The organism is Spirillospora albida, from assembly GCF_000718255.1.
Taxonomy (GTDB): domain Bacteria; phylum Actinomycetota; class Actinomycetes; order Streptosporangiales; family Streptosporangiaceae; genus Spirillospora; species Spirillospora albida.
In genome coordinates, this window is record NZ_JOFJ01000004.1 from 15,752 (window position 1) to 38,969 (window position 23,218).

At 73.1% G+C, this 23,218-nt stretch carries 20 protein-coding genes; 9 read left to right on the forward strand and 11 right to left on the reverse strand.

Going from position 1 to position 23,218, the window contains the following annotated elements:
- Nucleotides 1-33 precede the first annotated feature (33 nt).
- From IE99_RS0106600 to ychF, 7 genes are all read right to left on the reverse strand, one after another.
- Nucleotides 34-672, reverse strand: coding sequence for a hypothetical protein (locus IE99_RS0106600; protein ID WP_030165202.1), 639 nt, complete (start codon nt 670-672; stop codon nt 34-36).
- Nucleotides 669-3,122, reverse strand: coding sequence for a type IV secretion system protein (locus tag IE99_RS0106605; RefSeq protein WP_051712128.1), 2,454 nt, complete (start codon nt 3,120-3,122; stop codon nt 669-671). Before IE99_RS0106605 ends, IE99_RS0106600 begins: the two co-directional genes overlap by 4 nt.
- Complete coding sequence (locus IE99_RS0106610) at nt 3,119-5,608, reverse strand: ATP-binding protein (protein WP_030165207.1); 2,490 nt, start codon at nt 5,606-5,608, stop codon at nt 3,119-3,121. Before IE99_RS0106610 ends, IE99_RS0106605 begins: the two co-directional genes overlap by 4 nt.
- A 22-nt stretch (nt 5,609-5,630) precedes the next feature.
- A complete protein-coding gene (locus IE99_RS0106615) occupies nt 5,631-8,327 on the reverse strand; it encodes a TcpE family conjugal transfer membrane protein (RefSeq protein ID WP_030165208.1) in 2,697 nt (898 codons plus the stop codon).
- A gap of 69 nt (nt 8,328-8,396) precedes the next feature.
- Nucleotides 8,397-8,678: a hypothetical protein gene (locus IE99_RS0106620; RefSeq protein WP_030165210.1), complete on the reverse strand. Its 282-nt coding sequence runs from the start codon at nt 8,676-8,678 to the stop codon at nt 8,397-8,399.
- Nucleotides 8,679-8,721: 43 nt separating this feature from the next.
- Nucleotides 8,722-9,735, reverse strand: coding sequence for a conjugal transfer protein (locus IE99_RS0106625; RefSeq protein ID WP_037558844.1), 1,014 nt, complete (start codon nt 9,733-9,735; stop codon nt 8,722-8,724).
- 459 nt (nt 9,736-10,194) lie between these two features.
- A complete protein-coding gene (gene ychF / locus IE99_RS0106630; RefSeq protein ID WP_030165215.1) occupies nt 10,195-11,286 on the reverse strand; it encodes a redox-regulated ATPase YchF in 1,092 nt (363 codons plus the stop codon).
- A gap of 131 nt (nt 11,287-11,417) precedes the next feature.
- Between ychF and IE99_RS0106635 the strand changes: the two genes are divergently transcribed.
- Together IE99_RS0106635 and IE99_RS0106640 are read left to right on the forward strand one after the other, a co-directional pair.
- Nucleotides 11,418-12,758 carry a DNA recombination protein RmuC gene (locus IE99_RS0106635; RefSeq protein ID WP_084219329.1) on the forward strand — a complete coding sequence of 447 codons (1,341 nt, stop codon included), beginning with the start codon at nt 11,418-11,420 and terminating at the stop codon, nt 12,756-12,758.
- On the forward strand, nt 12,755-13,378 hold the full coding sequence (locus IE99_RS0106640) for a DUF6542 domain-containing protein (protein WP_030165221.1): 624 nt from the start codon (nt 12,755-12,757) through the stop codon (nt 13,376-13,378). The genes IE99_RS0106635 and IE99_RS0106640 overlap by 4 nt, the downstream gene beginning before the upstream one ends.
- Nucleotides 13,379-13,398: 20 nt before the next feature.
- Here the strand turns inward: IE99_RS0106640 and IE99_RS0106645 are convergent, their stop codons facing one another.
- Entirely contained in the window at nt 13,399-14,364 is a 966-nt protein-coding gene (locus IE99_RS0106645; RefSeq protein WP_030165223.1) for a 4-hydroxy-3-methylbut-2-enyl diphosphate reductase, read from the reverse strand.
- A 246-nt stretch (nt 14,365-14,610) separates the two neighbouring features.
- Here IE99_RS0106645 and IE99_RS30080 point away from each other — a divergent pair, with 246 nt between their 5' ends.
- The 3 genes from IE99_RS30080 to IE99_RS0106660 all read left to right on the forward strand — a co-directional run bounded on the left by IE99_RS30080 (nt 14,611) and on the right by IE99_RS0106660 (nt 16,835).
- Nucleotides 14,611-15,315, forward strand: coding sequence for a DUF8129 domain-containing protein (locus tag IE99_RS30080; protein WP_051712130.1), 705 nt, complete (start codon nt 14,611-14,613; stop codon nt 15,313-15,315).
- Between the two features lie 73 nt (nt 15,316-15,388).
- Nucleotides 15,389-16,603 (forward strand): exodeoxyribonuclease VII large subunit, encoded by a 1,215-nt coding sequence (xseA, locus tag IE99_RS0106655; RefSeq protein ID WP_030165230.1) that lies wholly within the window; start codon nt 15,389-15,391, stop codon nt 16,601-16,603.
- Nucleotides 16,604-16,613: 10 nt separating this feature from the next.
- Entirely contained in the window at nt 16,614-16,835 is a 222-nt protein-coding gene (locus IE99_RS0106660; RefSeq protein WP_030165232.1) for an exodeoxyribonuclease VII small subunit, read from the forward strand.
- Between the two features lie 27 nt (nt 16,836-16,862).
- Here the strand turns inward: IE99_RS0106660 and IE99_RS28905 are convergent, their stop codons facing one another.
- Complete coding sequence (locus tag IE99_RS28905; RefSeq protein ID WP_084219330.1) at nt 16,863-17,561, reverse strand: DUF4245 domain-containing protein; 699 nt, start codon at nt 17,559-17,561, stop codon at nt 16,863-16,865.
- A gap of 20 nt (nt 17,562-17,581) precedes the next feature.
- Nucleotides 17,582-18,247 carry a TetR/AcrR family transcriptional regulator gene (locus IE99_RS0106670; RefSeq protein WP_030165237.1) on the reverse strand — a complete coding sequence of 222 codons (666 nt, stop codon included), beginning with the start codon at nt 18,245-18,247 and terminating at the stop codon, nt 17,582-17,584.
- Between the two features lie 167 nt (nt 18,248-18,414).
- Between IE99_RS0106670 and glpX the strand changes: the two genes are divergently transcribed.
- Nucleotides 18,415-19,449 (forward strand): class II fructose-bisphosphatase, encoded by a 1,035-nt coding sequence (gene glpX / locus IE99_RS0106675; protein WP_030165240.1) that lies wholly within the window; start codon nt 18,415-18,417, stop codon nt 19,447-19,449.
- 45 nt (nt 19,450-19,494) lie between these two features.
- Here the strand turns inward: glpX and IE99_RS0106680 are convergent, their stop codons facing one another.
- Nucleotides 19,495-20,082, reverse strand: a complete 588-nt coding sequence (locus tag IE99_RS0106680; protein ID WP_030165242.1) for a DUF1707 SHOCT-like domain-containing protein — start codon at nt 20,080-20,082, stop codon at nt 19,495-19,497.
- Between the two features lie 74 nt (nt 20,083-20,156).
- Here IE99_RS0106680 and IE99_RS0106685 point away from each other — a divergent pair, with 74 nt between their 5' ends.
- The 3 genes from IE99_RS0106685 to IE99_RS0106695 all read left to right on the forward strand — a co-directional run bounded on the left by IE99_RS0106685 (nt 20,157) and on the right by IE99_RS0106695 (nt 23,188).
- A complete protein-coding gene (locus tag IE99_RS0106685) occupies nt 20,157-21,107 on the forward strand; it encodes an ABC transporter ATP-binding protein (protein ID WP_084219331.1) in 951 nt (316 codons plus the stop codon).
- On the forward strand, nt 21,104-21,895 hold the full coding sequence (locus IE99_RS0106690) for an ABC transporter permease (protein ID WP_030165249.1): 792 nt from the start codon (nt 21,104-21,106) through the stop codon (nt 21,893-21,895). Before IE99_RS0106685 ends, IE99_RS0106690 begins: the two co-directional genes overlap by 4 nt.
- Nucleotides 21,896-21,964: 69 nt before the next feature.
- Nucleotides 21,965-23,188 (forward strand): MFS transporter, encoded by a 1,224-nt coding sequence (locus tag IE99_RS0106695; RefSeq protein WP_030165251.1) that lies wholly within the window; start codon nt 21,965-21,967, stop codon nt 23,186-23,188.
- Nucleotides 23,189-23,218: the final 30 nt, after the last annotated feature.

Here is a 23,218-nt window from a genome sequence, read left to right on the forward strand (position 1 = left end):
CGGGAATCCTCGCCCTTCAGGGCGGGGAGAAAGTCAACCGGTATCACCCTCCTGGCCCTGGTCGGCGGGCTGGAACGCGTAGACCCGCAGGGAGTTGCCGTCCCGTGCGACCGTCACCGCGTACTGGCGGCTGTCGGTGCTATCGACACCGCCCTTGCTGACCCGCTGCTTGCCGGTCACCAGGAAGATGATCGAGTTGTCCTCGATGTCGCGGACCCGGTCGAGGGTCGCCGAGCCCTGCGCGACGACCTGGTCGCGGCGCCGCTCGTCCAGGATCCCGGGGGTGGACGCGCCGCGCTCGAGCTCGGCCAGCAGCTCGTCGGTGACGAACCCGGACAGCCGCCCGGTGAAGACCTTCGGGTCCTCGTCGTAGCGGTACGTCCCGTACGCGGCGATGAAGCGCTGCGCCTCGTCCGCCGCCGTCGCGATCTCCCGCTGGGAGAACGGCAGCAGCCGGTAGATGTCGAACGCGTCCGGGTTCACGGTGCTCTGGATGCCCGGCGGCGGCGACGCCGGACCCACCGGCCTCGCCGACGCCGCGACCTTCGGGCGCTCCTTCGCACCGTCCGGCCCCGCCTGGGGCGACGCGACCGTCAGGTAGATCCCCACGCCGGTGAGCGCCACCACGATCCCTCCGAACAGGACCTTGCGGCGGCGGTCGGTCAGGTTCATCCCTCGTCCCGTTCCGGCTCACCGTTCGGACGGTCCACGGGCCGCAGCCAGAACGGGATCGGCGGTTCCTGCTCCGGCGTCCGCCGGCCCCACAGCGGCGGCGGCGCCGTCCGGCCGCCCGGCCCCGCGGCGCCGCCGTCACCGGCGCCGGCACGCGGCTTGGGCACGTTCGACGCGGAGTCGCCCCCGCCGTTGGACGGGGCCGAGGGGGGCGGCTTGGGCGCCGGGGCGCCGCCGGAACCTCCCCGGCCGCGCGCGCGGGCACCGGAACCGGCGCCCTTGCCCGCACCGGAGCCGGCACCGCCGGCCGCACCCGCACCCGCACCCGCACCCGAGGAGCGTCCGCCGCCGGGGAACCAGCCGCCGCGCCCGCTCGAACCGCTGCCGCCGCCGTTGCCCGACCCGCTTCCGCCGCCCCACGAGGTGGGCCGGGCGACGCCCTTGCCCGCCCCCGTACCGGTCGTCGGCTTCGCGCCACCGCCCGTCACGGCACCGGCTCCGGCTCCCGCGGCCGCTCCGGCGGCGCTCCCGCCGGTGCCCGCGCTCGCGCCCGAGGCGCTGTCCGGACGCGCCGCCACCGTGCCCGGGTCCCCGGGCGGACCGCCCCGGGAAGGCAGGTTCAGCGGTGGCGCGCCCCGGCGGGACCGTCCCTGTCCGGCCGCCGCACCGGCCGTGCGCGGCTTGGCGGCGAGGACGGGCGCCGCGTCCGGCGACGGGGCCTCGCCCGCGCCCGGTGCCGTCCCGGCCGTGCGCCGGTCGACCGCGACCCCCGTGCCGGCCGCCGCCGCGTCGCCCGCGGCCGCGGCGCCGCCCTCGGGCAGCTCGCGGTTGCCCCGGCGGCCCAGCCGGTAGCCGGCCGCGCCGGGCACCACCGCGCCCGCGACCGCCGTCGTGCTCTTGCGCGCCTCCACGATCGACTTGTCGAGCTGCGCCTCGCCCTTCTCACGCGCCCCGACCGCCGAGTAGCCGACGGCCGAGAACAGATGCTGGAAGGGCTTGCGGTAGATGAACGCCGCGAACGTCACCAGCGCGATCAGCAGGATCTGCAGGCCCCACGGGAGCGTCTCGCCGAGGATCAGCCCGTACGCCCACAGCAGCAGCGCCAGGACGCCGATCAGCGCCGCCTGCTTCAGCAGCATGGAGAGCAGCAGCTCCAGCCAGCGGACCGCGATGACGCGCCCCACGCCGGGATGGATCCCGATGCCGAGGAAGATCGGCCCGGCGACCAGCAGCAGGAGGAAGGCGATCTTCACGACGATCAGCGCGATCGCGATCACCATGATCAGCAGACCGGCGACGAGGGCGGCGAACAGCGCGCCGAACGAGACCGCCAGCCGGTTGGTCCAGTTCTTGCCCTGGAAGAGCGGATACGCCCCTGGATGCTCTTCCTTGATGTTCTTGGTGACGTCCTTGTAGGCGTCGGCCTTCTTGCCGAGATCGGCCTTGTTCGTCCCGTACGTCTCCGGCAGGTCGACCGCCTGCGACCACAGCAGCTTGTCGGCGTTGTCCTTGACGATCTTCGCGTTGGGGTCGGTCGTCCCGAACTCACCCTGCAGCCACGGCTTGCAGACCAGCGCCACCCAGAGCCGGTTCGAGTTGCGCGTCGTCGCGTCCAGGTTCTGCGACGCCGACGGATCGGGCCGGCCCTCGGGCGGCGGCACGCACGTCCCGCCCTTGGTGTCGCTCTGCGGCAGCGCCGCGTTGAACGCCGCGCTCGTCGCCTCCGACACCTTCGTGCCGAGCGTGGTGAAGTCGGCGGGCCGCGCGACCAGCCAGATCAGCGCCACCATCGCCGCGACCATCCAGATCACGCCCTCGGTGACCTTGCTCGCCCGCCGCCGGACCAGGCCCCACCAGGCCAGCCACATCGCGCCGAGGATGACGACCCACGACCAGTAGCGCGCGTTGAAGGTCTCGCCCATGCCGCTGATGACGCCGTCGACGGTGTCCTTCAGCCAGGACAGCAGCGACTCCGACGCCGCCGCCTGGTACACGCTGATCGTCGTCCGGTCGATCGCCCGGACGAGCGTGAACGTCGTGTTGGCGAGGGCGTTGCCCATCATCGCCATCGCGTCCGAGCAGCCCATGTCGACCGCGTACCAGGTCTGCCCGGCCGTCCCGTACCGGTCGTAGTACGTCAGCTGCTCGACGGGCGTCTTCTGCAGCTTCTCGTCGGGGTAGTCGGGCGGCTTGATGAGCCCGTCCGTCCCGGACCCGTACTGCTCCGGCGGGGGATTGTCGGCCGGACGGCAGGTGTCGCCCACGCTCGGGAACGGAATCGACGCGGATGCCGGCGAGATCGGGCTCAGCAGGAACAGCGCCATCAGCGTCAGCAGGACGGCCGAGCGGCGGGTGCGGGGGTGGTGGCGGCGGGCGCGGGGGCGGCGCAGGTCGAGACCTTCGCCGGGCGACCGCTGCAGGCGTGCCGTCCGGTGCCGGGACGACCTCATCGGCTGACCTCCTGAACGTCGGCCCCCGCGGCGGTGAGCTCCTGCCGGCCCGGGTGCGAGCGGGTCGGGTTGGTGTCGAGCCAGCGCCGCAGCTCCTCGGAGATCAGGTCGACGCCGATGCGCCCGGCGCGGCCGTCGAGGTCGCGGAAGACGCACTCGCCGTTGCCGAGGTTGCGCAGGACGGCCTTGTGCTCCTCGGACGCCTCCACCCCCAGCAGCGACATCACGTCGCCCACCTCGACGCGCTCGGTCGAACGGAACGAGAACACCGAGGACAGGCAGTTGGTCACCTGTTCATTCAAGAGGTCTCCGGCGTTCTGCGAGACCAGAATCAACGCAGTGTTGCGAGAACGCCCCATACGCGACACTTCCGGCACCAGCTTGGCGCCCTCGGGTGTCGATGTGATGGCCCACGCCTCGTCCAGGAAGATGGCCTTCGGGAGCCGCCGGTCCAGGCCGTGCATCAGCCTCCGCGCGAACTGCGACACCAGGTACATCAGCGCGACCGAGAGGCGCTGCTCGTAGGAGTAGTCCTCCCGGTTGATCGCGACGTCCGGAAGGGTGAGGCCGCCGAGCGTGAACACCGTCGTCCAGCCGGCGGTGTCGATGCGCTCCCCGCCGGACGGGTCGAAGCACAGCCGCGCGAGCCGCATCTCCGACATCGACCGCAGCACCGCGCCGAGGTTCTTGGACGCGGGGTCCTCCGCGCCCTCCAGATGGTCGACGACCTTGCCGAGGGACGGGCGCTCGCCGTTCGCGACCGCGCCGACCGCCTGGATCATCGCGGACTCGCGCTCCTCCGACATCCGCGGCAGCAGCAGCCGCAGCGTCTCGGTCGCCATCGTCTTCTTCGCGGCCAGGTCGTCGCCGAACGAGAACGGGTCGAGCAGGCCCGGCGCGGCGGACCCGAGCGGCAGGGTCCGCGCCTTGCGGCCGCGCGCCTTCAGCAGCTCCACCAGCGACTCGGCGTCGCCCTTCGGGTCGATCGCGGCGACCGTGACGCCCCGCAGCGCCATCTGGTAGATCAGCAGCAGCGCGAGGGTCGTCTTGCCGCCGCCCGGCTCACCGGTGATCGCGACCGCGGTCGGCCGGTTGCGGGCCGCCGCGACGAGCGGGTCGTAGTGCACGATCGCCCGCGCGCGGCCGAGCGTCTCACCGATGTACGGGCCGACCCAGCCCTCGCCGTTCTCGTCCGGGCGGTCGCCGAGGTCGACGGTCGCGACCGGCATCCCGCCCGCGATCGTCCGCAGCGGCTGCCGCTGCGCGTACGCGTTGAGCCGGATCCGGTCGCCGGGCAGCGACTCCAGGAACAGGGAGAACTGGTCCCCGGTGGAGTTCACGACGTCGATGCCGATGTCGCGGTAGTGCTCGATGACCGCGTCGACCCGCTGGGCGAGCAGCTCCGCCGTCGGCGCCGACACGATCAGCCGGTGCCATCCGTACACGAACGGCAGCCGCTCCTTGGTGATGCCGTGCTCCAGCATCCGCGCCGCGTCGATCTGCTCCGCGAGGGCGATCGGCGCCTCCGCGCCCGCCTCCCGGATGTGCTGGTCCATGTCGCGGGCGTGCGCGAGCTTGCGCGACACGTCCTTGGACGCCTTCGCGGGCGGGATCAGCTTCATCCGCGCGCTGATCTCCACCGGGAACGGGAGCGCGTCGGCGTAGTGCAGCCACGGCTCGCCGTCCGGGAACGGCATCAGGTCGGGGAACCGCGCGAACGACAGGTACGCCACGTACGACGCGGCCGTGGCGGCCTTGCCTGCGCCGGTGACGTCGGGCTGCTCGACCTTCAGGTACGAGCGGCCGTTGTGGATGGCGCCCTCCACCAGCGACTCGATCTCGCCCTTGCCCCACGTCCGGCGCGACACCGCCGACGGCGGCGGATCGGCGAGCGAACCGGTGACCGCGTGCTGGAACAGCCACGCCACCTCGGTCGAGGTGGCGTGCCGGGCGTAGAGGGCGGAGCCGCCGAGCGCCCGGCCTATCCGCTCCGCCTGGTCGGTCCAGCGCGCGATCTCCTTCTTGTCGATGGCGTCGTCGGTCACGCCGAGGACGTTCTCGCTCCGCTTGTAGAACCCGAGGAGCTGAGCCAGGACGCCGCCCGACAGGGTGCCGCCCATGCCGCGCGGCCCGAGCCTGACGCCGAGGTAGACCTCCTTCGTCCAGAAGTCCTTGGCCCACACGTGCGCGTAGGACTCCTCCAGGTAGGCCCGCCAGCCTGGGCCGTCGTCGGACGTCCGGTCCAGCGCGAGCGCCCAGTCGGCCGCCGGGTACGTGCGGTGCGCGATCCGGAGGTGCACCTCGGCGTCCTGCATGCGGATGCCCGCGAGCGCGATCGTGATGTTGGTGGCGAGCGCCTCGCGCTCCTCGCCGGTGGTGAACTCGTACGACACCGTCGGCAGCCGGAAGTACGCCCACGCCGCGTTGTCGGTGAGCAGGACCCTGTCGTCGAAGTACCGGACCGCGAGCCGGCTGGACTTGCTCATGCCGTCCTCCCGCGCGGGGCGATCATCGCGTGGCCTCCTGCTCCTGCTGAAGCTCCTGGTAACGCTCGGGCACGACGGTGAACCCGCCGGCGACGACGCCGGCGAGGGCAAGATAGGCACGCCGCGTCGGCGCGCGCAACGACTTCAGCTCGTTGCGCGGCGCACGGTCCATGCTCAGGTGATCGTCCCACGGGATCCGGACGAGGGCCCGGCAGCGGCCGCGCGCCACCGCCTCGGCCTCCTCGACGTCCTCCATGCTGCGGCGGCTCACCCCGTTGATGACGGTGACGGCCCGGGACCGCAGTTCTTCGTAGCCGTGCCCGTCCAGCCACTCGTACGTCATCGCGACCGCGCGCGGGGCGTCCGCGCTGGCCGGGGCGACCAGGACGATCTGGTCCGCGTACGGCAGGACGCGGGCGACGACGGCGGCCGCCGCGTCCAGCAGCGTCACCGAGTAGAACCGGTCGATCGTCCGGATGGCGAGCGCGTAGTCGCGGTCGTCGAGCGCCTGGAGCGGGTTCTTGCCGGCCGCGATGACGTCCAGCCCCGACTTGGCCTGGGACGTGTACCGGCGCATCGCCGTGAGGCTGCCGACCTGGTCGGCGCGCGTGATGAGGCCGGTCAGCGTCTCGTTCGTCTCGCTGCGGGTCCGCCGGGCGAGCGCGCCGGGGCCGGGGTTGACGTCGACGGCGACGACCGGCTCGCCGTTGTGCTGCGCGAACGTGTGTCCGAGCATCAGCGCCGTGACGGTCTGCCCGGCACCGCCCGTGCATCCGAGGACGACGATGTGCCGCGTCCCGTGGAACGGCTGCTGCAGCCGCTGCTGGTATTCGGCGTCGACCTCGCCGTGCCCGCCGCCGACGGCCTGGATGAGGCGCCGCAGCCCGCCGCTGGTGACCTCGTGCTCGGGATCCGGCGGGGTGATCGCGGGCCCGGACGGCGGCGCGGCCGGAGGCGGCGGCAGCGGCCGGGGCCGGACCGGCGACGCGGGCTGCGACCGCACCTCGCGCGGCGGCGCCTCCTCCACCTCCGGAGCCGCGCCCGGCGCCTCCTGCGGCGGGTCCGGGACGCGGTCGGGAGTGGGCGGCCACAGCAGGTTGTCGGTCGTCGCGGCCCGGAGCGGCTTCGACAGCCCCTTCGTCCAGGGCTTGGGCGGATCGATGCGGGTTGGCGCCGCCGCCCCCTCCCCCTCGGCCGCGGACTCGCCCGCCGCCCGCGCCCGAGGCTCGGCCACCGGCTGGGACTGCGGCTCGGGCTGGAGCTCAGGTGCGGACTCGCCCCTCTGCTCGTCCTCGCGCATCCCCGCGGGCTCGGCCGCAGCGCGCGATGCGTGCTCCGCCGCAGGCTGTGCGGCGCCCTCGGCCGCAGACTGAGCGGCGGGCTCGGCCGCGGGCCGCGATGCGAGCTGTGGTGCGTGCTCGACGGCGGGCCGCGGTGCGGGCGTCGGGGCGGATTCGGCCGCCGGCTGGGGCGCGGGCTCGGCCGCGGGCTTCGGGGCGGACTCCTGCGCGGGATCCGGGGCGGGCTCGGCCGCGGGCTTGGGTGCCGGGTCGGTTTCGGGCTGTGGTGTGGGGTCGGCCTCGGGCCTGGTGGGGAGGGGCGGGGCGTCGGGGTGGGCGCCGAAGGCGCCGGGGACCATGGGGATGTCCGGACGCGTCGGCGCGGCCTGGACGGGGATGTCCGGACGCGTCGTCGGGGGCGGCGCCACGGGGCGCTCGGGGGGCCTGCGCGTTCCCGCGACCTTCTTGTCGCCCGGCTCTCCGTTGAAGGGCGGCTCGGTCGCCGCCTGCGCGGTTTGCTTCGGCGGTTCCTGCACGGGAATGTCGGGACGGGTCGTCGGGGGCGGGGGCTGGTTCTCGGGCGAGATGGCCTTCCAGAACTCGGCCTGGGCACCCGGGCGGCGGACGCCCGAGGCCAGGGCGCGCTTGCCGGATCCCTGAGCTGGGGGCGCCTCGAGGCGGGGGGTGGCCGGAGGGCGTTCCAGTTCGGCCGGGGACGGCTGCGGGACGCCCGCCTGGACGTCGTCCTCGTGGACGATGTCGCGGGCCGTCCGGCGCCAGGGCTTGGCGGTGGGCGGCGCGGCGAGGCCGTTCGCGGCGGCCGGCACGCGGATGTCGTGGCCGGTGCCCGGGGAACCGGGGACCGGCGCCTCGGCTCGTGCCGGTTCGCGCTGCTCGGCGTACCCGGCGAGCGGCGGGGGCGCGTCGGCGACGGCCGGGCGGGGCATGGGCACCGGCTCCGGGTGCACCGGTTCGGCCTGGAGCGCCTGGATGGGGACGGCGGCCGGCGCGGTCGCCCCGCGCTTCTCGCGGACCCTGCGGCGCGACTCCTTCCGGGCGCGCTCCGGGGCGGGGGCGCGGCGCCAGACCCGGGCGACCACGACGACCTCGCGGGGCTCGCGGATCGGGGTGAGGCGGCACCAGGTGCGGGGCTCGGCCAGGAAGCGGCCCTGGGACAGCAGCAGCTCGGTGAGGCGCTTGCCCTCGATCACCGGACGGGTCGCGAGCCAGGTGAGGACGCCGGGCGGGACGACGTACAGGACGTGCCAGGGCGACTCGAACGGGAGGCCGACGAGGCGCATCAGCACGATCCACGGCACGAACACACCGAGGAACACACCGATCTGGACCAGCGGCAGCGGCATCGGCAGCCGCAGGTCGTACAGCTTGTAGAGCCGTTTCTCGATGCGCCAGATGTTCGTGTAGGTGGGAAGATCCACGCCCCTACTCCCCTAACCGTGCGAGCACAGCGTCCCTGTCCGGTGCTTCGTGAAGCCGCCGGCGGGCCGTCAGTCGGCGACCCCGAGGGCCTTGGCTATCGCCTTGGCCGTGGTCTCGATGATGTTGGGCACGTAGAAGACCACCCCGATCCCGATCGCGAGGACGATGAACTGGACGAAGCGCGTGATCTCACGGGTGAAGAGGAAGAAGATCGCCACGATGGAGACGATCACCAAGAAGAGCGGGCCGAAGATTCCGCGCAGCCAGTCGGCCAGCTGGTCGGTCTTCAGCTCGTCGTCGGGCGCCGCCAAGAGCTCGTGCGGAATCGACGCCATGATGTGGTGCAGCATCGACGTTGCTACCTTCCTGGGTCGGCGAATGCGTGGGGGGTCGTCATGATGCGGCCGGTCCGGTTCCGCCGCTGATGTCGCGCACATACCACGTGGCGGCCTTCTTGACCAGCGTGAGCCGGTAGGACTGCTCCAGCTCGCCGCCGGCGCCGGTGCCTGGCAGTTGCCACACGACGGTCGCGGTGACGGTGCGGGCCGAGGCGTCCCCGCGCGGCGCGACGACCTCCCTGACCTGGACGAAGTTCACCGAGCCGGCGAGGCCACCGACCGCGGTGCCGTCCGACATGCGGGACAGGACGTCCTGGTCGCCGCGCGCGTACGCCGCGAAGAAGGTGCCGAGGACGGACTGCAGGTCGCTTTCGAGGGCGGTGTCGCGGTCCTGCACGCCGCTCTGGGGAAGGGCCGCCTTGGCGGGCGGGGGAAGCAGTGCGGGGCGTCCGGCGATGACGAGCGAGCCGCCCTTTCCGGCGTGCACGGGCACCGCGAGCCGAAGCCATTTGTCCTGGTTGCGGGCGAGCAGCGTGACGGTCGCGGTGGACGCGTCGCGGGCGTCGACGCCCGCGACCTGGAGGGATTGCACCTGGAGCTGGCCGACGCCGTTCCAGCCGAACTGCGGATCGGTGCCGTCGGGGAGGAACGTCCGCAATTGCGCCTCGCGGGCGGCGGCGTTCTTCTGGTCGTAGTTGAGGTAGACGGTGGCGAATTGGAGCGCGAACGCGCTCGCCTCGCCGGAGGGGAAGCCGGTGCTCTTTCCGCCTCCGGACGCGCCGGAGGCGGGCGCGTCGTCCGCGGTGAAGCGCTCGAACGGCGCGCGGATCCCGTTCACGAGGATGACCAGGATGAGGGCCCAGAGGACGGCGCGTCCGGTCCAGACCCACCAGCGCCCGCCGGAGCCGCCCCACCGCCCGCCGCGCCGCCGGGCCGCGCCGCCGGGCGCGTCCCAGGGGTCGCCGGACGAGCCGAGCGCATGGCCCGGTCCCGCCGCGCTCTCGGCGACCGCTGTACCACGGCCTCCGGCGGCGTCACGGCCGCCCTCGGCGGCCGACTTGCGAGCCATCCTGCCTCCGCTCGCGCCTCACCCCCGATGATCGGCGCGGTCGTGTCCCAGTTCCCGATTCCCGTGCTTCCTGTGCGTGTGGCCCGATCCGGACCCCGCGCCCAGGGTAACCACGAGCGTCAATTCTTCCAGCGCATCCAAGGGAAACACACCCCCGGCGCGCGGTCGTGGACGGGGCGATCCGGCCCGCGGGGGTCGGATCGGATTGCCGAACGGTGACGATCCCCTATCCAGGGCGCCGAAGGGTGCGTCTGACCAGGTTCTGGACAAGCATGTCGGTTCGGCCGGTGATTGGTTACCCGGTGTCCGCGGCGCCCGGAATCTCTTTCCGAATCAAATCCGCACAGTGTCGAATAAGCGACATTCACGTCTAAAACACCCAGACGCGGAGGACGTGCCGTCCCCCGCGTCCATCGGCTGTATCGAACATCACACCCGGCCCGCCCGCCCCGGGCGCGCTCACACGTTGAAGCGGAACTCCACGACGTCGCCGTCCTGCATGACGTACTCCTTGCCCTCCATGCGCACCTTCCCGGCCGAGCGGGCGTCGGCCATCGAGCCCGCCTCGACGAGATCGTCGAACGACACGATCTCGGCCTTGATGAAGCCGCGCTGGAAGTCGGTGTGGATGACGCCGGCCGCCTCCGGGGCCGTCGCGCCCTTCCGGATCGTCCAGGCCCGCGTCTCCTTGGGCCCCGCCGTCAGATACGTCTGGAGGCCGAGGGTGTCGAACCCGATCCGGACGAGCTGCGACAGGCCGGACTCCTCCTGCCCCATGCCCTGCAGCAGCTCGAGGGCCTCGTCGTCCGGCAGCTCGATCAGCTCCGACTCGATCTTGGCGTCCAGGAAGATCGCCTCGGCGGGGGCGACGAGGTCGCGCAGCCGCGCCCGCAGCGCCTCGTCGGTGAGCTCCCCCTCGTCGAGGTTGAAGACGTACAGGAACGGCTTCGCGGTCAGCAGGTGCAGCTCCCGCAGCAGCTCCAGGTCGATCCCCGCCTTCGCGGCGCCCGCGAACAGCGTGGTCCCCTCGTCCAGGAGCTTCTGCGCCGCGTTGACCGCGTCGAGGACGGCGAGCTTGTCCTTGTCCTTCTTGGTGCGGGCCTCCTTGTCGAGCCGCGGCAGCGCCTTCTCGATCGTCTGGAGGTCGGCCAGGATCAGCTCGGTGTTGATCGTCTCGATGTCGCGGGACGGGGCGACGTCGCCGTCCACGTGCGTGACGTCCGGGTCCTCGAAGGCGCGGATGACCTGGCAGATCGCCTGGGTCTCGCGGATGTTGGCGAGGAACTTGTTGCCGAGCCCCTGCCCCTCGGACGCGCCCTTCACGATGCCCGCGATGTCGACGAACTCCATCGTGGCGGGGAGGATCCGCTGCGAACCGAAGATCTCCGCCAGCCTCGCCAGCCGCGGGTCGGGCACCCCGACCACGCCGACGTTGGGCTCGATGGTCGCGAACGGGTAGTTGGCGGCCAGCGCGTCGTTCTTGGTCAGCGCGTTGAACAGGGTGGACTTGCCGACGTTGGGCAGCCCGACGATTCCGATGGAGAGGCTCACGGCGGTCAAGTTTATGGGCGCCCGCGAGCGCCGCCGACGGACACCTGCCGGAACGCCCGGCACCGTCCGGTTCGTGGGGCGCCCCGGCGCGTCGCGGGCGCGCCGAGCGGTCGCGCTGCCACGATGGCCGGATGGACCTCGCGGTGTTCGCCGGCCTGTTGATCGGGGCCGTCTTCGGCGCCGTCGCCGGGTACGCGGTCGCGACGGGCCGGCAGGGGACGCTGATCGCGCGGGCCGAGGCCGCCGAGGAGAAGCTCGCCTACGCCGAGGGGCGGATGGCCGAGCACTTCGAGAGCCTCTCGGCGAAGGCGCTGGACGCCAGCAACCAGCGGTTCCTCGAACTCGCCGACGCCCGGCTGCAGGCCGCGGGCGTCGAGGCGGCGGGCGAGCTGCGGCGTCGGCAGCAGGCCGTGGAGCACCTCGTCGCGCCGCTGAAGGAGACCCTCGCGAAGGTCGAGGAGCAGCTCCGCGAGGTCGAGACGGGACGCCGCGAGTCGCACGCGATGCTGGCCAAGCAGGTCGAGTTCGTCCGGCAGAGCTCCGACCAGCTCCGCCGGGAGACGCAGGCGCTGGTGCGCGCCCTGCAGCGCCCCGAGGCGCGGGGGCGGTGGGGCGAGCTCCAGCTCCGCCGCGTCGTGGAGCTCGCGGGCATGGCGCACCACTGCGACTTCGACGAGCAGGCGGGGGCGGCGACGGAGAACGGCACCGTCCGTCCCGACATGGTGGTGCGGCTGGCGGGCGGCAAGAGCATCGTCGTCGACTCCAAGGTGTCGCTCGCCGCGTACCTGCAGGCCGCCGAGACCGGCGACCCGGTCAGGCTGGACGCCCACGCCCGCCATCTGCGCGACCACGTCGAGCGCCTGTCCGCGAAGGCGTACTGGGCGGCGTTCAGCCCGGCGCCGGAGTTCGTCGTCCTTTTCATCCCCGGTGAGGCGTTCCTCGCGCCCGCGCTCGACCGCGACCCCGGACTGCTGGAGTACGCGATGCGGCGCCGCGTCCACATCGCCACCCCCACCACCCTCGTCACCATGCTCCGGACGGCGTCGTACGCGTGGCAGCAGGCCGCGCTCTCGCGCAACGCGCAGGCGGTCTTCGAGCTGGGCAAGGAGCTGTACGAGCGGCTCGGCACGATGGGGCAGCACGTCGATGAGCTGGGCCGGGCGTTGACGTCCGCGACGAAGGCCTACAACCGGACGGTCGGCTCCCTGGAGACGCGGGTCCTGGTGAGCGCCCGGCGGCTGAACGAGCTCGGCGTCGTCGAGGACGCCCTGGACGGGCCGCGCCCGGTCGAGGAGAGCCCCCGGGCCCTGTCGGCCGCCGAACTCACCGGACATGACGGACCTACCGGGCACGACACGGCGGAGCGCGCCGGCGGCACGAGTGGATCTCAGGGGGAAACGGCCACCGAACCGGTAGGTTTCAGCGGACGGACCGTCCCGGAGCAGTCCGACGGGCGAGAGAGGTGGCGATGAGCACACCGACGGCGAACGACGCGCCGGGAGGCGGCGCCACGGCCGCCGCCCCCAGGGGGCGCGCCCGGGGGCAGCGCGGCGCGGCGGCCGCCCGCTCCCGCGCGGCCCGCGCCCGCGAGCGGGCCCGCGACCGCGGCGGCCCGGTCACCCTCACCGGGCGCGGCGGCGTCGTCGTGGTGTTCGGCACCGCGTTCGTCTGCGCGGTCCTGTCGCGCTGGCTCGACCTGCCGCTGCTCGCGGGCGGCGGGTTCGCGGTCGGCTGCGCCCTCGCCGCGTTCGCGACCCGCCCCGCCGACCTGCTCACGCTCGTCGTGTCCCCGCCGGTCATGTTCTTCGCGGCCACGTTCCTCGCGGTGCTCGTCACGTCCCTCGGCGACGGGTCGCTGCTGCGCGCCCTCACCGTCGGCGTGTTCACCGCCCTCGCCGCGACCGCGCCGTGGCTGTTCTTCGCGACGCTGCTCGTCCTCGTCATCGCGATGGCGCGCGGCCTGCCCGCGAACGTGCGGGAGCTGCGCGACAAGCTCGCCGGGGTGCGGCTGTTCGAGCAGGAGGAGAACGAGAACCCGGTGCGCTGGGACGACTCCCCGCCGCGCCGCGCCCGGCACCGCGACACCGACTGACCCGGCCCAGGCCGGACCGGTCAGACGGGCGTGATCCGCAGGTCCTTGCGCAGCTCGTGCGGGAGCGCGAACCGCATCCTCTCCTGGACCGACTCGATCTCCTCCGCCGCGCCGAACCCGCGCTCGGCGAGCCAGGCCAGCACGCCCTGGACGAGTTCGTCCGGCACGGACGCGCCGCTCGTGACGCCCACGGTGGACACGCCCTCCAGCCACGCCTCGTCGATCTGCTCGGCGTAGTCGACGAGGTGGGCGTCGTCGGCGCCGTGCTCCTTGGCGACCTCGACGAGCCGCACGGAGTTGGACGAGTTCACGGAGCCCACCACGATCACCAGCTGGCACTGCGCGGCCATCTCCTTGACCGCGACCTGCCGGTTCTGGGTGGCGTAGCAGATGTCGTCGGACGGCGGGTCCGTCAGCTTCGGGAACCGCTCGCGCAGCTTCTCGACCGTCGCGATCGTCTCGTCCACCGACAGGGTCGTCTGGGACAGCCACGCCACCTTCTCGGGGTCGCGGACCGTCACGTTCGCGACGTCGTCCGGCCCGTCGACGAGGTGGATGTGGTCGGGGGCCTCACCGGTGGTGCCGATGACCTCCTCGTGCCCCTCGTGCCCGATGAGCAGGATGTCGTAGTCCTGGGCGGCGAACCGGACCGCCTCCTTGTGGACCTTCGTGACCAGCGGGCACGTCGCGTCGATGGTGCGCAGGTTCAGCCCCGCCGCCTCGTCGTGGACGACCGGCGCGACGCCGTGGGCGGAGAACACCACGATCGAGCCCTCCGGGACCTCCTCGGTCTCGTCCACGAAGATCGCCCCGCGCTCCTCCAGCGTCTTCACGACGTGGACGTTGTGCACGATCTGCTTGCGCACGTAGATCGGCGCCCCGTACTTCTCCAGGGCGATCTCCACGGTCTCGACGGCCCGGTCGACGCCGGCGCAGTAACCACGCGGCTTGGCGAGCAGGACACGGCGCTGGCTGTTGGCGGTCATGCACACCATCGTACGAGAGCGTGCCGGACGCGCGGCACATCGGACGATCGGGGCGCACCGCCCGCTCGGGTCCCCCGGACGGAAGCTCAGGTGGAGCCCGCTATGTGACCCAATCCACGCGCTTCCGGACAGAAATCCGCTAACCCGGGGTGACCGCATTCGCACGCATGGGGCAAAGTGAAGACGGCACTTTCCATAGCCGCACCGCCCGGTTCGCAGACCAAGGACGCCAGGAGAGGGAAGACGATGACGAGATCGCCGCGCCGCCTCAAGCAGCACGTCCAGGACACGGTGGGCGAGCAGGTGCGCGACCTTCCGCTGCACGCCGTCCGCCTCGCCATGTTCGGGGTCGGCCGCGCCCTGCTGCTCAGCGACCGGGTCACCAAGGACTACAAGGAGATCACCGAGGGCGGCGGCGTGAAGCCGGTGCTCGGCCGGCTCCGCACCGACGTCCAGCACACGGCCGAGAAGGTCGTCGGTCGGGTCGTGGAGCGCGTCCGCGGCGACCAGGAGCCCGAGCCGGCCCCGGCGCCCCGCGCCGCGCGCCCCGTCCGCACGGCGCCCGAGCGCCGCGCCGGCCAGGAGATCTCCATCGGCAAGCCCGCCGCCGCGAAGCCGGAGCCGGGCAAGCCCGCGCCCGCCGAGGCGGAGCCCGCGAAGCCGAAGGCGGCCGAACCGAAGGCCGCTGAGCCGAAGGCCGCGGACGAGGCCGTGTTCGAGCCGCGGCCCGAGAGCAAGCCCGCCGCGCAGGCCGAGGCCGAGCACATCGCCGAGGAGCTGCCGGTGCCGAACTACGACACCGCCACGCTCCCGCAGCTGCGCGCGCGGCTGCGCGGGCTGTCCGCCGACCAGGTGAAGCTGCTGCGCGAGTACGAGCGCAAGCACGCCGCCCGCCCGGACGTGATCCGCATGTACGAGAACCGCATCGCGAAACTGAACGGCCTGAGCTGATCCGCCGTCCCTGACGCGGTGAAAGAGTCCCTACGGCCATGGAGAGTGATCCCGACGCCGTAGGCTGCCGGGCATGGCGATGGAGACCACGGCGGAGGCGCCGGTCCCGGTCCGGACCGTCCTGCAGGCGGTGGGCGGCTGGATCGGGAGGCTCGGCCGGATCTGGGTCGAAGGCCAGATCACCGAGCTGAACGCGCGCGGCGGGACCGTCTACATGACGCTCCGCGACCCCGTGGCGAACATGTCGGTGCGGGTCGTCGGGCCGCGCCCGGTGTTCGAGGCGGCCGGGCCCGCCGTGACCGACGGCGCGCGCGTCGTCGTGCACGCCAAGCCCGACTTCTGGATCAACCGCGGGACGTTCTCGCTCAGCGCCCTGGAGATCCGGCCGGTCGGCGTCGGGGAGCTGCTCGCCCGGCTGGAGCGGCTGAAGCGGGTCCTCGCGTCCGAGGGGCTGTTCCGGCCCGAGCGCAAGCGGCCGCTGCCGTTCCTGCCCGGAAGGATCGGGCTGATCTGCGGCCGCGACTCCGACGCCGAGCACGACGTCCTGCAGAACGCGCGGCGACGCTGGCCCGCCGTCGCGTTCCGCGTCGAGAACACCGCCGTGCAGGGCTCGTACGCGGTCGGCGAGGTGATGGAGGCACTCCGCAGGCTGGACGCCGACCCCGAGGTCGAGGTGATCGTGATCGCGCGGGGCGGCGGCGCGATGGAGGACCTGCTGCCGTTCTCGGACGAGACCCTGGTGCGCGCCGTCGCCGAGGCCCGCACGCCGGTGGTCAGCGCGATCGGGCACGAGCAGGACACCCCCCTGCTGGACCTCGTCGCGGACGTGCGGGCGTCCACCCCGACCGACGCGGCGAAGAAGGCCGTCCCGGACGTGCGAGAGCAGCTCCAGCTCGTCCGGCAGCTCCGGGACCGGGCACGGCGCTGCCTGACCGGCGGGCTGGAGCGGGAGGCCGCCTGGCTGAAGGGCGTCCGGTCGCGGCCCGCGCTGGCCGACCCCGTCCGGGAGATCGAGCGGCAGTCCGAGCAGGTCCTCGCGCTGCGGGACCGGACGCGCCGCTGCCTGTCCGCCGCCCTCGACCGGGCCGGTGACGAGCTGTCGCACACCCGCGCCCGGCTCCTCGCCCTCTCCCCCGCCGCGACGCTGGAACGCGGCTACGCGATCGTCCAGCGCGAGGACGGGACGGTCGTCCGGAAGCCGGCGGACGTCGCGGAGGCGGAGCGGCTCCACGTCCGGCTCTCCGGCGGGCGCCTCGACGTGGACGTGGCGGGCCGCGCGGACGCCTAAGGTGGTGCGCGTGGCCGAAGAGAAGCTGTCGTACGAGCGCGCCCGGGACGAGCTGACCGACGTCGTGAAGCGGCTCGAGGCGGGCGGGCTGACGCTGGAGGAGTCCCTCACGCTGTGGGAGCGGGGCGAGAGGCTCGCCGCGATCTGCGAGGAGTGGCTGGAGGGCGCCCGCGCCCGGCTGGCCGCCGCGATGGCCCCCGCCGAGGACGGCGACGCCCCCGCCCCCTTCTGAGGCCCCCGCCGCTTCCGGAGCCCGCCGCTACGGCGTCGCGGAGGGCGACGGGTTCAGCGGCGCGTCCTGCTTGGGCTGCGGCTTCAGCGCCGCCGCCAGCACCGCGAGCTCCTCGTACGTCGCCGTGCCCGTCACGACCAGGCTCACGCCGTTCGGCAGCGTCCGGGCCAGGGAGTTCGCCTTCTTGTCCTTGCGGTGGTACTTCTGCCACGTGACGCCGTTCACCTGGTACGTGCCGAGCGCGTTCCGGTTGTTCGTCATGCGCGGCACGTAGTCGGACGGCTTCTCGTTGCTCTGCTCCAGCGCCGCGTACTCGTCGCCGGGCGTCACGAACCCGAGATGCCACGCGACGGGCTTCCTGCCCGACTCGTCGTCCAGCCCGTGGACCCGCGAGCTCGTCGGCCGCCACCCCACCGGCAGCCCCTCCGGGGCGTGCACGGTGTACGGAGAGGCGTTCCGCAGCGCCCACAGCTGCGAGGCGTAGTCGACCGTCGGCAGGACCTCCTTGGTGCTGCGCGGCGTGATCAGGTAGATCGCCAGCACCAGCAGCAGGCAGGCGCCCATGGCCATCGTGAAGCCGCCGAGCCCGGTGGTCAGGCGCTTGTGCACACCGGGACTCACCTGGACCACGGCGGGCCGGGCGGGCGTCCCGGTCTCCCGGGACGCGGCCTCGCCGGTCTCGGTCTCGTCGGTCTCGGGAGCGGTGGCAGGGGTCTTGTCCGTCACCCCACCAGGATCCCGCACGGTCAGAGCTGCTCCGTACGGGGGTTGCGGATCGTCGCGACGATGTTCATGATCTCCTCGGCGAGGCGGCGGGCGGCGGCCTCGTCCTCCAGCAGCGAGATGTCCGACACGGCGCCCGCCATCGCGCCCGTCAGCACGATGACCAGCGCCTCGTCCACGCCCCCGTCGGCGGTGTGGAACAGCGCGGCGTTGCGGCGCGCCCACTTCCCGAGCCGCTGGCGCATCACGCGGTCGAACCCGGGCGGGCCGTCGCCGGAGATGAACAGCCGAGCGACGTCCCGCTCCTCCAGGCAGCCGCCGAGGTAGGCGCCCGCGCCGGCGATGAACAGCCGCATCGGGTCGGTCTCGCCCGCGTCCCGGACGGCGCTGATCGCCTCGCGGGTGCGCTCCTGCTGCCGGGCCTGGAACTCCTCGAACAGGGTCAGGTACAGGTCGGCCTTGCCGTTGAAGTGGTGGTAGAGGCTGCCGACGCTGGCCCCGGCCTTCGCGACGATGTCCGTCACCGCGGCCTGCGCGAAGCCCGACTCACAGAAGACGTCCCGGGCCGCCGCCAGCAGGGCTCCGCGGGTGGCGGCCCCCCGGTCGGAGGTCCGCGCGGGGGCGTCGCCGGCACGCGCCCCGCGGTTCTGGGCCACCCCGCCGGACGGGACGTCGATGTCGCTGCTCATGGGGCTTGAGATTACGCCCTCCGTCGAGGGGGAAACGATCCCTTACCGGTGTGACCGTCGAAACGTCGCCCTGGGACGGCCTCCACCGGTTGGTCTGGTCCAATTTGTGACGCGGCGTCCCGTCCACGGACAATCCCAGTCACCATCGACCGAAGGGGCTGCCTCGCATGTCCGACGAAACGACCGTCTCCTCCCCGCTCGAGACCGAGCCCGCGGCGCCCGACCGCAACCTCGCGATGGAGCTCGTCCGGGTGACCGAGGCGGCCGCGATGGCCGCCGCGCGCTGGGTCGGCCGCGGTGACAAGAACGGCGCCGACGGCGCGGCCGTGAACGCGATGCGCCAGCTCATCAACACGGTCTCGATGCGCGGCGTCGTCGTGATCGGCGAGGGCGAGAAGGACAACGCCCCCATGCTCTACAACGGCGAGGCCGTCGGCGACGGCAGCGGCGCCGAGTGCGACGTCGCCGTCGACCCGGTGGACGGCACCCGCCTCACCGCGCTCGGCATGAACAACGCGATCGCGGTGCTGTCCGTCGCGCCGCGCGGCTCGATGTTCGACCCGTCCGCCGTGTTCTACATGGAGAAGCTCGTCACCGGCCCCGAGGCGGCCGACGTCGTCGACATCGAGCGCCCCATCGGCGACAACATCCGCGCGATCGCCCGCGCGAAGGGCTCGTCCCCGCACGACGTGACCGTCTGCATCCTCGACCGGCCCCGCCACGAGGGCATCGTCAAGGAGGTCCGCGAGGCGGGCGCCCGCATCAAGTTCATCATGGACGGCGACGTCGCGGGCGCCATCATGGCCGCCCGCGCGGGCACCGGCGTCGACCTGCTCCTCGGCATCGGCGGCACCCCCGAGGGCATCATCGCCGCCTGCGCCATCAAGGCCCTCGGCGGCGTCATCCAGGGCCGCCTGTGGCCGCAGGACGACGCCGAGCGGCAGAAGGCGATCGACGCGGGCCACGACCTCGGCCGCGTCCTGACCACCGACGACCTCGTCACGTCCGACGACGTCTTCTTCGCGGCGACCGGCATCACCGACGGCGAGCTCGTCGACGGCGTCCGCTACCGCCAGGGCACCGCCGTCACCCACTCCCTGGTCATGCGCTCCCGCAGCGGCACCATCCGGACCGTCTCCAGCGAGCACCAGCTGAACAAGCTGCGCGCCTACAGCGCGATCAACTTCGACACCGCCGTGTAAACGGCTTTTCGGCCCCGGCCTGCGGACACCCCGGGCCGGGGCTCGTCACTTCCCACGGGTCAGGCGGCCCCGGACCCGTGATCTCAGGGTGCGCTTCGGGGAACGGGCCTTGATCGAGCCGAGGACCATGGTTCCGGTGATCTCCACCGTGGGGCCCTCGGTGGTGGGGCGGGTGCGCACGTCCCTCGGGGTGAGGAAGGTGCGGCCCGTCACGTCCACGCGGACGCCCTCGGGGACGAGGAGGCGGATGCGGCCCGCCAGGAGCGTCGAGTCGACCACGACGTGGCGGCGCTGCAGCACGGCCTCGCGCAGGTCGAGTTCGACCGTGCCGAAGAGGGCCAGGAGGGGGAGGCGGACGGGGACGACCCAGCGCCCCTCGCGGTGGGCGCGGCCGAAGAACACCGAGACGGGGCGGTCGTCGACCAGGATCGGGTCGGGGCCGAGGTCGCCGGTGACGCCGACCAGGTCGCCGAGGGTGCGGGCCTCGTAGACGCGGGACGTGCGGGCGGCGTGCTCGTCCATCGTGATGCGGCCGTCCGCGAGGGCGTCGCCGAGGACGGCGGCGACGCGTTCCCGGTCGGCGTCGGAGGCGCGCAGGTCGCGAACGCGCGTGACGGGCTCGGGGCGGGACATGTCCACTCCTAGAGGGTAGCGGCCGCGGGGAAAATCAGTAGGTCGCGGCGGAACCGGTGCCTAATGTGGAACGGATGACGGTGCAACGAGTCGAGGAGACCGGCGGCGGGCGGGCGGTCTCCGCCGCGATCAGCCTGCGCGGCGTCGTGAAGCGGTTCGGCGGCTTCACGGCGGTGGACCGCCTCGACCTGGAGGTGCCCGCGGGCAGCTGCCTCGGGCTCCTCGGGCCGAACGGGGCGGGCAAGTCGACGACCATGAAGCTGCTCACCGCGCAGGCGCGGGCGGACGAGGGGTCCATCCGCGTCCTCGGCTTCGAGGTGCCGCGCGAGTCCAAGCGGGCGCGGGCCGCGATGGGGGTCGTCCCGCAGCAGGACAACCTCGACGAGGAGCTGACGGCGCGGGAGAACCTGGAGGTGTTCGCGCACCTGTACCGGGTGCCGCGGGGGCGGCGCCGGCAGGCGGTGGACGACGCGCTGGCCCTGGCGCACCTGACGGAGCGGCAGCGGACGAAGGTCGACGACCTCTCCGGGGGTATGCGGCGCCGGCTGCTGATCGCGCGCGGGCTGGTGCACCGGCCCGCGCTGGTGCTGCTGGACGAGCCGACCGTCGGCCTCGACCCGCAGGTCCGGGCGGAGCTGTGGGGGCTGATCGACGGGTTGCGAGCGGGCGGCACGACCGTGCTGATGTCGACGCACTACATCGAGGAGGCCGAGCGGCTGGCGGACGAGTGCGCGCTGATGTCGCACGGCCGGGTGATCGCGCGCGGGGCGCCCGCCGAGCTGGTCGCGGCCTACGCGGGCGAGCGGGTCGTGGAGCACTACGGCCCGCCGGACCGGCTCGTGGAGGTGGAGCGGCTCGCCCACGAGGCGGGCCTGCCGACGCGCCGGACCGGGCCGTCGGTGTCGGTCCTGAAGGCCGAGACGATACCGCCCTCGCTGGACGATCTGCTGGGCCCGGACGGGGTCCGGCGGGCCGCCAGCCTGGAGGACGTGTTCGTCGTGCTGACCGGGGAGCGGGTGGAATGAGCGCGCAGGCCGCGGAGCGGTTGAAGAGGTTCGAGCCGGCGGCGGTGCGCGGCATCTGGCGGCACGAGCTGGCGCTGTACAAGCGGTACTGGCGCTCGCAGTCGTTCGCGTCGATGGTGGAGCCGACGTTCTTCCTGCTGGCGTTCGGCTACGGGTTCGGGTCGATGGTGGCGGCGGTCGGCGACTACCGGTACCTCGACTTCGTGGCGACGGGCGTGGTGGGGACGGCGGCGCTGTTCACGTCGGTGTTCCCCGGCATGTTCAACGGCTACATCCGGCGGGTGTTCCAGCACACCTACGACGCGATGCTGGCGGCGCCCGTGGACGTCCACGAGCTGGTGACCGGCGAGGCGCTGTGGATCGCGGCGAAGTCCTCCGTGTACTCGTGCACGCCGCTGGTCGTCGCGCTGTTCTTCGGGCTCGACCCCGCGCCGGGGATGCTGCTGGTGCCGTTCATCGCGTTCGTGACGGCGCTCGGATTCGGGCTGTTCGGGATGTGGACGTCGTCGGTGGTGCCGTCCATCAACTCGTTCGACTACGTGATCACCGGTGTGGTGACGCCGCTGTTCCTGGTGGCGGGGACGTTCTTCCCGGTCGGGACGCTGCCGGAATGGGCGGAGAAGGCGGCGCTGCTCAACCCGCTGTTCCACTGCGTGGAGCTGGTGCGGCACGCGGTGTTCGGGCTGCGGCCCCTCGCCGACCTCGGGCATCTGGGCGCCCTGGTGCTGTTCGCGGCGCTGATGTGGCTGATCGCGGTGAGCGGGATGCGCAAGCGCCTGATCGATTGACCCGGGGTCGCGGCGCTCTTAGGCTGACGCGAATATTCTTCGCATTTGCGCAGTTCTGAGGGGCGGCCCATGAGCACCACGACGCGCGACCGGCGGGCCAGGTTCGCCGCCTACACGGGCTTCGCCGTCCAGGGACTGTGCTTCGCGTCGCTGGTGACGCAGGTCCCGCAGATGCAGAAGGCCCACCATCTCAGCGACGCCACGCTCTCCCTGGTGCTGCTGATGGTCCCCCTCGTCGCGGGCGTGGGCAGCGTGATCTCCGGCGCGCTCTTCCCCCGGGTGGGCAGCGGGCTCGTGCTGCGGGTGTCCCAGCCCGGCGTGGCGCTGTCGATCGTCGCGATCGGGCTGACCGGCGACAACGACCCCGCGCTGTACGCGGCGGTCGCGCTGTTCGGCCTGTTCGTCGGCGCCGTGGACGCGTCGATGAACGCGCAGGCCGTCGCGGTCGAGCGGCGCTACGGGGTGTCGCTGATCACCGGGTTCTACGCGGTGTGGAGCGTCGCGGGCATCCTCGGCGGGCTGTGGGCCGCGCTGTCCAACAAGGTCGACCTGCCGCTGGCGGCGTGCTTCGCGGCCGCCGCCGCCGTCGGGATCGCCGCCTCGCTGGCCACCGGCCACCGGCTCTACCGCCGGACGGAGGAGGGCGACGGCCCCACCCACGCGGAGCTCAAGGCGGCGGGACGGCGCGTCCCGTGGCGGCCCATCCTCATCGTGGGGGCCGCGATGGGGGTGGCGTACCTGGCCGACGCGGCGATCTCCAGCTACGGCGCCAAGTACCTGGACGACGAGCTGGGCGGCAGCGACTGGGTCGCGCCGCTCGGCTACGTCGCCTACCAGGTCGCGATGGTCGCGAGCCGCGCCGTCGCGGACCTCGCGGTGCGCCGGTCGGGGCCGGTCCGGGTCGTCCGGATCGGCGGGCTCGTCGGCCTCCTCGGCATGATCGGAGTGGTGGCCGCGCCGAACCCGGGGCTCGCGATCACCGCGTTCGCGGTGGCCGGGCTCGGGCTCAGCGTGATCGCGCCCGTGTCGTTCACCGCCGCCGGGAACGTCGACCCGACGGGCCTCGGCGTCGCCGTGGCCCGGGTCAACATCTTCAACTACGTCGGCTTCGTGCTCGGCGCCGCCGTGGTCGGCGCGATCGCGCCGGTCAGCGCCGACCACGGGCTGCGGCTGGCGTTCATCGTCCCGACCGTGCTGATCCTGGTCGTCTTCGCGACCGCGCGGGGCTTCGCGCCCGAACCGGTCGAGGGCGCCCGGCCGGACGCCCCCGCCATGGAACGGCCCGTCGTCTGAGCCCGCGCGCGGCCGGCCGTACGAGCCTGG

Excerpts from the sequence above, each read along its gene's own strand:
- IE99_RS0106600 (WP_030165202.1), bottom strand. The coding sequence starts at position 672 with ATGAACCTGACCGACCGCCGCCGCAAGGTCCTGTTCGGAGGGATCGTG.
- IE99_RS0106695 (WP_030165251.1), top strand. The coding sequence starts at position 21,965 with ATGAGCACCACGACGCGCGACCGGCGGGCCAGGTTCGCCGCCTACACG.
- IE99_RS0106605 (WP_051712128.1), bottom strand. The coding sequence starts at position 3,122 with ATGAGGTCGTCCCGGCACCGGACGGCACGCCTGCAGCGGTCGCCCGGC.
- IE99_RS0106680 (WP_030165242.1), bottom strand. The coding sequence starts at position 20,082 with ATGTCCCGCCCCGAGCCCGTCACGCGCGTTCGCGACCTGCGCGCCTCC.
- IE99_RS0106610 (WP_030165207.1), bottom strand. The coding sequence starts at position 5,608 with ATGAGCAAGTCCAGCCGGCTCGCGGTCCGGTACTTCGACGACAGGGTC.
- IE99_RS0106670 (WP_030165237.1), bottom strand. The coding sequence starts at position 18,247 with ATGAGCAGCGACATCGACGTCCCGTCCGGCGGGGTGGCCCAGAACCGC.
- IE99_RS0106635 (WP_084219329.1), top strand. The coding sequence starts at position 11,418 with ATGGACCTCGCGGTGTTCGCCGGCCTGTTGATCGGGGCCGTCTTCGGC.
- IE99_RS0106685 (WP_084219331.1), top strand. The coding sequence starts at position 20,157 with ATGACGGTGCAACGAGTCGAGGAGACCGGCGGCGGGCGGGCGGTCTCC.
- IE99_RS0106640 (WP_030165221.1), top strand. The coding sequence starts at position 12,755 with ATGAGCACACCGACGGCGAACGACGCGCCGGGAGGCGGCGCCACGGCC.
- IE99_RS0106625 (WP_037558844.1), bottom strand. The coding sequence starts at position 9,735 with ATGGCTCGCAAGTCGGCCGCCGAGGGCGGCCGTGACGCCGCCGGAGGC.
- IE99_RS0106645 (WP_030165223.1), bottom strand. The coding sequence starts at position 14,364 with ATGACCGCCAACAGCCAGCGCCGTGTCCTGCTCGCCAAGCCGCGTGGT.
- IE99_RS30080 (WP_051712130.1), top strand. The coding sequence starts at position 14,611 with ATGACGAGATCGCCGCGCCGCCTCAAGCAGCACGTCCAGGACACGGTG.
- IE99_RS0106620 (WP_030165210.1), bottom strand. The coding sequence starts at position 8,678 with ATGCTGCACCACATCATGGCGTCGATTCCGCACGAGCTCTTGGCGGCG.
- IE99_RS0106690 (WP_030165249.1), top strand. The coding sequence starts at position 21,104 with ATGAGCGCGCAGGCCGCGGAGCGGTTGAAGAGGTTCGAGCCGGCGGCG.
- xseA (WP_030165230.1), top strand. The coding sequence starts at position 15,389 with ATGGCGATGGAGACCACGGCGGAGGCGCCGGTCCCGGTCCGGACCGTC.
- glpX (WP_030165240.1), top strand. The coding sequence starts at position 18,415 with ATGTCCGACGAAACGACCGTCTCCTCCCCGCTCGAGACCGAGCCCGCG.